Source organism: Arthrobacter sp. 10T425 (assembly GCF_056393985.1).
Map to the genome: position 1 here is coordinate 33,764 of NZ_JBFTGZ010000024.1, position 7,801 is coordinate 41,564.

Here is a 7,801-nt window from a genome sequence, read left to right on the forward strand (position 1 = left end):
TGCCACCTGAATTATGGAGTTCCTCTCATGACGGTTCAATCGTCCCCGTCCACCTTCGCAGACCGCCACATCGGCGCCCGCCGCCAGGCCGACATCGACACCATGCTCAAGGCCGTCGGCTACGACAGCGTTGATGGCCTCGTTGACAACGCGGTCCCCGATTCCATCCGCCAGGAAAAGCCCCTCACCCTGGACAGCGCCCTCAGCGAAGTCCAGGTGCTGGCCGAACTGCGCAAGCTCGCCTACAAGAACAAGACGGCCGTGCAGATGATCGGCCAGGGCTACTACGACACCGTCACCCCGCCGGTGATCCGCCGCAACATCCTCGAAGCCCCCGCCTGGTACACCGCCTACACCCCGTACCAGCCGGAAATCTCCCAGGGACGCCTCGAGGCGCTGCTGAACTTCCAGACCATGGTCCAGGACCTCACCGCGCTCCCGGTCGCCAATGCGTCCCTCCTGGACGAGGCCACCGCGGTTGCCGAGGCCGTGCTTCTCATGCGCCGCGCCAACAAAAACAAGTCCGCTGCCGGGGCCAAGACCGTCCTCGACGCCGACTGCCTCCCGCAGACCATTGCCATCGTCAGGGGCCGAGCGGAGGCGCTGGGCTTCGAGGTGCAGGTCGCTGACCTCTCCGCCGGTCTGCCCGACGGCGACATCAACGGTCTCGTCCTCCAGCAGCCGGGCGTCTCCGGCCGGGTGTGGGACCAGTCCGGCGTGATCGCGGAGGCCAAAGAACGCGGCGCACTGGTCACCGTGGCGGCGGATCTGCTTGCCCTGACCCTGATCACCCCTCCGGGCGAGCAGGGGGCGGACATCGCCGTCGGCTCCACCCAGCGCCTGGGCGTGCCGCTGTTCTTCGGCGGCCCGCACGCCGCGTACATGGCGGTGCGCGAGGGCATGGAACGCACGCTCCCCGGCCGCATCGTCGGCGTCTCCAAGGACAACGCCGGTGTCCCGGCCTACCGCCTGGCCCTGCAGACCCGCGAGCAGCACATCCGCCGTGAGAAGGCCACGTCCAACATCTGCACCGCGCAGGCACTGCTGGCCATCGTGTCCTCGTTCTACGCCGTCTACCACGGCCCGGACGGGCTGAAGGCGATCGCCGAGACCGTCCACAACAACACCCGCGCCCTCGCCGCCACGCTGAAGATCGCCGGCCGGGAACTGGCGAGCGAGTCCTTCTTCGACACCCTCACGGTCCGCGTCCCCGGCAAGGCCGCCAAGGTCATCGCCGCCGCCGAGGCCCGTGGCATCAACCTGCGGCTCATCGACGCGGACACAGTTGGCGTGTCCGTCGATGAAACCACGACGCCGGAGGTCCTCTCCGCGGTCGTCGTCGCCTTTGGCGCCGGTCCGGTGGTGGAGGCCACGGGCTTCGAGCTGCCCGGGAGGGTGCTGCGCACTTCCGACTTCCTGCAGCATCCGGTCTTCAACACGCACCGCTCCGAAACCCAGCTGCTGCGCTACATCCGCAAGCTCTCGGACCGCGACCTCGCCCTGGACCGCACCATGATCCCGCTGGGCTCCTGCACCATGAAGCTGAACGCCACGGCCGAGATGGAAGCGATCTCCTGGCCGGAGTTCGCCTCCATCCACCCTTTCGCGCCGGACTCCCAGACCGAGGGCTGGCGGGAACTCGTCAGCGGCCTCGAAGCTGACCTCGCCGAAATCACGGGATACGACCAGGTCTCGATCCAGCCGAACGCCGGCTCCCAGGGTGAGCTGGCGGGCCTGCTGGCCATTCGCGGCTACCACCTCTCCCGCGGGGACGCCCAGCGCACCGTGTGCCTGATCCCGGCCTCCGCGCACGGCACGAACGCGGCCTCCGCGGTGCTGGCCGGCATGAAAGTCGTGGTGGTGGCCACGGCTTCGGACGGCACGATCGACCACGCGGACCTGACCGCGAAGATCGAGGCGAACAAGGACGCGCTGTCCTGCATCATGATCACCTACCCGTCCACCCACGGGGTGTACGACACAGACGTCCGCGAGGTATGCGACTCCGTGCATGCGGCCGGTGGGCAGGTCTACGTCGACGGCGCCAACCTCAACGCCCTCGTCGGGCTGGCCCAGCCGGGCAAGTTTGGCGGTGACGTCTCGCACCTGAACCTGCACAAGACCTTCTGCATCCCGCACGGCGGCGGCGGACCGGGCGTCGGCCCGGTCGCGGCCAAAGCCCACCTGGCGCCGTTCATGCCAGGGGACGCGAACAAGGTCGAACCGGGAAAGGGAGTTGCCATCTCCGCTTCGCGTTACGGATCCGCCGGTGTGCTGCCGATCTCCTGGGCGTACGTGAAGTTGATGGGCGGCCAGGGCCTCACCGAAGCCACCAAGTCCGCGCTGCTGGCGGCGAACTACATCGCATCCCGGCTGGATGAGCACTTCCCGGTGCTCTACACGGGGGAGAGCGGCCTGGTGGCGCACGAGTGCATCCTGGATTTGCGGGAACTCACCGCCAGGACCGGCGTCACCGCCGAGGACGTGGCCAAGCGCCTCATCGACTTCGGCTTCCACGCCCCCACGCTGTCCTTCCCCGTGGCGGGCACCCTGATGGTGGAGCCCACCGAGTCCGAGGACCTGGCGGAGATCGACCGCTTCATCGAGGCGATGATCACCATCCGCCAGGAGATCGACCAGGTCTCCAACGGAGATTTCACTGTGGAGAACTCCCCGCTGCGCAACGCACCCCACACGGCCGCCGCCGTCGTCAGCACCGACTGGACCCGCGAGTACCCGCGTGAGCAGGCCGCATTCCCCGTCCACACACTCAGGCAGGACAAGTACTTCCCGCCGGTCGGACGCATCGACGGCGCCGCCGGAGACCGCAACCTGGTCTGCTCCTGCCCGCCGCTTTCCGAATTCGAAAACTAAGGATTTTCTGATGAGTGAGAACTACACCGCTCTCTACGAGCAGCACAAAAAGGCCGGCGCCTCCTTCACGGACTTCGGCGGCTGGCAGATGCCGCTGAAGTACAGCTCCGAACTCGCCGAGCACCACGCCGTCCGCAACGCCGCGGGCCTGTTCGACCTCTCCCACATGGGCGAAGTCTGGGTCACCGGCCCGGACGCCGCGGCGTTCCTCGACTACGCCCTGGCCGGGAAGCTGTCGGCCGTGGCCGTCGGCAAGGCGAAGTACTCGCTGATCTGCCAGGAAGACGGCGGCATCATCGATGACCTCATCTCCTACCGCCGCGGTGAGGACAAGTACCTGGTGGTCCCCAACGCAGGCAACGCCAAGGTCGTGGCCGCGGCACTGGCCGAAAGGGCCGGTTCTGTCCAAGAAGGCGGGTTCGACGTGACGGTGGAAGACGTTTCCGCCGAGATCTCGCTGATCGCCGTCCAGGGCCCGAACGCCGAAGCCATCCTGCTGACGCTGGTCCCGGCCGAGCAGCATGTCCTGGTCACCGAGCTGAAGTACTACGCTGCGGTTGAGGTTCAGATCAACGGACAAGATCTGCTCCTCGCCCGCACCGGTTACACCGGCGAGGACGGCTTCGAGATCTACATCTCGAACGAGGATGCGGCAGGTCTCTGGGAAGCACTGCTGGAAACCGGTGCCAGCCACGGGCTCATCCCGGCCGGCCTGGCCTGCCGTGACTCGCTGCGTTTGGAAGCCGGCATGCCGCTCTATGGCAACGAACTCTCCCGCGAAGGCAACCCATACGCAGCAGGCCTGGGCCCGGTCGTCTCGCTCGCCAAGGAGTCGGACTTCGTCGGCAAGGCCGCCCTGAGCGAGCTCAAGGCAGCCGGCGCAGGCTCCACGACCGGCCGCAAACTCGTCGGGCTCAAGGGCCTCGGACGCCGTGCCGCCCGCAGCCACTACCCGGTCCTCAAGGACGGCAACGTCGTCGGCGAAGTGACCTCCGGACAGCCCAGCCCCACCCTCGGCTACCCGGTCGCGATGGCCTACGTCGACATCGAACACGCCGCACCGGGCACAGCCCTGGACATTGACCTCCGCGGCAAGACGGAGCCTTTCGAAGTCGTCGCACTGCCGTTCTACAAGCGCCAAAAGTAGCCGGCCGCCGCTGGCTGAGCCTGCCGAAACCACATACGAACTTAAGGATTGAGATAAATGAGCAAAGTTGTAGCCGAACTGAAGTACTCCGCTGAACACGAGTGGGTTGCTGCCGACGGATCTGGCCCTGCAGGAATTGGGATTTCGGCCGTGGCCGCCGACGCCCTGGGCGACATCGTCTACGTGGACCTGCCCGAGGTCGGTTCCGCGGTGACCGCGGGGGAGACCTGCGGCGAGGTCGAGTCGACCAAGTCCGTCTCGGACCTCTACGCGCCGGTCACCGGCGAGGTGGTGGAGATCAATGACGCCGTCGTGTCCGATCCGGCGCTGATCAACAGCGATCCGTACGGTGCCGGCTGGCTGTTCAAGGTCGCCGTGACCGAAGAGGGTCCGCTGATGTCGGCGCAGGAGTACGCGTCCAAGAACGGCGGCGAGCTGTGAGCGCCGCGACGGGTACCGTCGCGTTTGAGCAGGTCGTCTCGCCGAGCCTGGACGCGGACCTGTCCGCGCTGGATCCGGAGATCGCCGCGAAGATCGACGCCGAGCTGTCCCGGCAGCGTGACGGTTTGGAGATGATCGCCTCGGAGAACCACACCGCCAAAGCCGTGATGCAGGCGCAGGGTTCGGTGTTGACGAACAAGTATGCCGAGGGCTACCCGGGCAAGCGCTACTACGGCGGCTGCGAGCACGTTGACGTGATCGAACAGCTCGCGATCGACCGGGTCAAGGCCCTGTTCGGTCCGGAGTACGCCAACGTGCAGCCGCACTCCGGCGCGCAGGCCAACGCCTCCGTGATGCACGCCCTGATCCGGCCGGGCGACACCATCATGGGCCTGAACCTGGCCCACGGCGGGCACCTGACGCACGGCATGAAGATCAACTTCTCCGGCCGGCTCTACAACGTGATCCCGTACCAGGTCCGTGAAGAGGACCACCGGATCGACATGGCCGAGGTCGAGGCCCTGGCCCTGGAGCACAAGCCGGCGCTGATCGTCGCCGGCTGGTCCGCGTACGCCCGGCAGCTCGACTTCGCCGAGTTCCGCCGGATCGCCGACTCGGTGGGCGCCTACCTGATGGTGGACATGGCGCACTTCGCCGGGCTCGTGGCCGCGGGTCTGCACCCGTCCCCGGTCCCGCACGCGCACGTCACCACCTCCACCACGCACAAGACCCTTGCCGGTCCGCGCGGCGGCATCATCCTCTCCAACGACGCCGAGATCGCCAAGAAGATCAACTCCGCGGTGTTCCCCGGCCAGCAGGGCGGGCCGCTGGAGCACGTCATCGCCGGCAAAGCCGTGGCGTTCAAGATCGCCGCGTCCGAGGAGTTCAGGGAGCGCCAGGAACGCGTCCTGGCCGGCGCCCGGATCCTCGCCGAGCGCCTGGTCCAGCCGGACGTGACCGCCAAGGGCATCAACGTGATCTCCGGCGGCACCGACGTGCACCTGGTCCTGGTGGACCTGCGCGAGTGCGAGCTGAACGGGCAGGAAGCCGAGGACCGCCTCGCGGACATCGACATCACCGTCAACCGCAACGCCGTGCCGTTCGATCCGCGCCCGCCGATGGTCACCTCCGGGCTGCGGATCGGCACCCCGGCGCTGGCCACCCGCGGCTTCGGCGAGGCGGCCTTCGCCGAGGTTGCCGACATCATCGCCGAGGCCCTGACCGCCGACGCCGGCGCCGACCTGTCCGGTCTGCGTTCCCGGGTGGAGGCCCTCGCCGCCGCCCACCCGCTCTACCCCTCGGTTACTAACCTCGCCTAGCGCTCAATGGGCGCATCATCGCACCGGTCCAGGGTCATTGGGGGGCCGGGACCGGTGCGGTGAGCCCCGCCTCTAGTCATTGACCATCATTCTCTTTCTCCGCGGAAGGTACGCATCATGGCAGTTGGAGTCTTCGACCTCTTTTCCATCGGAATAGGGCCATCCAGTTCCCACACCGTTGGCCCCATGCGGGCCGCCGCCGTGTTTGCTGAAGAACTCAAGGCCCTCGGCAAGCTGGCAGAGGCGGCGTCGCTCCGGGTGGACCTCTACGGCTCCCTCGCCGCGACCGGCCACGGCCACGGCACCATGACCGCCATCCTGCTCGGACTCGAGGGCTTCCACCCCGAGCAGATCCTCCCCGAGGAGGTCGAGGAGCGGCTCGCCGCGATCGCCGAGACCGGCACCCTGCAGCTGGGCGGGGCTGTGCCCCTGCCGTATGGGGTGAAGGACATGGTCCTGCGGCCGCTGACCATCCTGCCACGGCACACCAACGGAATGACGTTCACGGTCTCCGACGCCGGGGGCCAGACCCTGCACCAGGCCACGTTCTTCTCCGTCGGCGGCGGCTTCATTGTCCGCGAGGGCGAGGAGGACGCGGCACTGCAGGAACTCGCGGAGTCGAAGAAGGTACTCCCGTTGCCGTTCCGCACGGCCGCCGAGCTGCTGGAACACTGCCGGACGACCTCGCTGAGCATCAGCGAGGTGATGCGGATCAACGAAGAGGACAGCCGGACAGAGGCCGAGATCTGTGCGGGGCTGCTGCACATCTACTCGGTGATGGAAGGCTGCGTCGAGGTCAGCCGCAAGCGCGTTGGGCTGCTGCCGGGCGGGCTCAAGGTCCGCCGCCGGGCCCCGGACTGGCACGAGCGGCTCATGAAGGAGGATAAGGACCGGGACCCGAAGTACTGGCAGGAATGGGTCAACCTGATCGCGCTGGCCGTGAATGAGGAAAACGCCTCCGGCGGCCGCGTCGTCACCGCCCCCACGAACGGCGCCGCGGGCATCATCCCGGCCGTGCTCTACTACGCGCTGCACTTCGCCCCCGGCATGGACCAGGCCACCCAGGCCGACCGGGACGAGACGATCGTCAGGTTCCTGCTGACCGCCGGAGCCATCGGGGTGCTGTACAAGGAGCAGGCCTCGATTTCCGGGGCGGAGGTGGGCTGCCAGGGCGAGGTGGGTTCGGCGTCGTCGATGGCGGCCGCCGGTCTGGCCGAAGTCATGGGCGGCACGCCCCAGCAGGTGGAGAACGCCGCGGAAATCGCGATGGAGCACAACCTGGGCCTGACCTGTGATCCGATCGGCGGGCTGGTCCAGGTCCCGTGCATCGAACGCAACGCGATCGCCGCCGCCAAGGCCATCAACGCCGCCAAGATGGCGCTCTGGGGCGACGGCACGCACCGGGTCTCCCTCGACGAGGTCATCGTGACGATGCGCGAAACGGGCAAGGACATGTCCTCCAAATACAAGGAAACGGCCATGGGCGGCCTTGCCGTCAACGTCGTCGAATGCTGAAGGAAAGAGAACTAATGACACTGGCACCAGAAGGCCGGAAGATGCTGCGCATTGAGCAGCGAAACGCGGCCACACCGGTGGAACGGAAGCCGGAATGGATCAAGGCCAAGGTCCAGATGGGCCCGGAGTTCGTCCAGCTCAAAAACCTCGTGAAGAAGGAGGGCCTCCACACCGTGTGTGAGGAGGCCGGCTGCCCGAACATCTTCGAATGCTGGGAAGACAAGGAGGCCACCTTCCTGATCGGCGGCTCCGAATGCACCCGGCGCTGCGACTTCTGCCAGATCGACACCGGCAAACCCTCGCCCGTGGACATGTTCGAGCCCACCAAGGTGGCCCGCTCGGTCCAGGCCATGGCCCTGCGCTACGCCACCGTCACCGGCGTGGCCCGCGACGACCTCGCCGACGAGGGCGTCTGGCTCTACGCCGAGACGGTCCGCAAGATCCACGAACTGAACCCGGGCACCGGCGTCGAACTGCTGATCCCCGATTTCTCCGGCAAGCCCGA

Annotated in this window: 6 protein-coding genes; all 6 read left to right on the plus strand. The window is 67.4% G+C overall.

The window, feature by feature from the left end; all coding sequences use genetic code 11:
• Positions 1–27 precede the first annotated feature (27 nt).
• The gene (gene gcvP, locus AC1DDH_RS19945) at positions 28–2,874 is read left to right on the plus strand and encodes an aminomethyl-transferring glycine dehydrogenase (protein ID WP_476956146.1); all 2,847 of its coding nucleotides are present in this window, start codon (positions 28–30) and stop codon (positions 2,872–2,874) included.
• Positions 2,875–2,884: 10 nt separating this feature from the next.
• Positions 2,885–4,021, plus strand: coding sequence for a glycine cleavage system aminomethyltransferase GcvT (gcvT, locus tag AC1DDH_RS19950; RefSeq protein ID WP_476956147.1), 1,137 nt, complete (start codon positions 2,885–2,887; stop codon positions 4,019–4,021).
• Positions 4,022–4,078: 57 nt separating this feature from the next.
• Positions 4,079–4,462, plus strand: a complete 384-nt coding sequence (gene gcvH, locus AC1DDH_RS19955) for a glycine cleavage system protein GcvH (RefSeq protein ID WP_476874398.1) — start codon at positions 4,079–4,081, stop codon at positions 4,460–4,462.
• Positions 4,459–5,781, plus strand: coding sequence for a serine hydroxymethyltransferase (glyA, locus tag AC1DDH_RS19960; RefSeq protein ID WP_476956148.1), 1,323 nt, complete (start codon positions 4,459–4,461; stop codon positions 5,779–5,781). Before gcvH ends, glyA begins: the two co-directional genes overlap by 4 nt.
• A gap of 117 nt (positions 5,782–5,898) precedes the next feature.
• A complete protein-coding gene (locus AC1DDH_RS19965; RefSeq protein ID WP_476956149.1) occupies positions 5,899–7,296 on the plus strand; it encodes an L-serine ammonia-lyase in 1,398 nt (465 codons plus the stop codon).
• A 14-nt stretch (positions 7,297–7,310) separates the two neighbouring features.
• Positions 7,311–7,801, plus strand: a 491-nt coding sequence (locus AC1DDH_RS19970; RefSeq protein ID WP_476955426.1) for a lipoyl synthase, incomplete at its 3' end; no start/stop codon positions are given.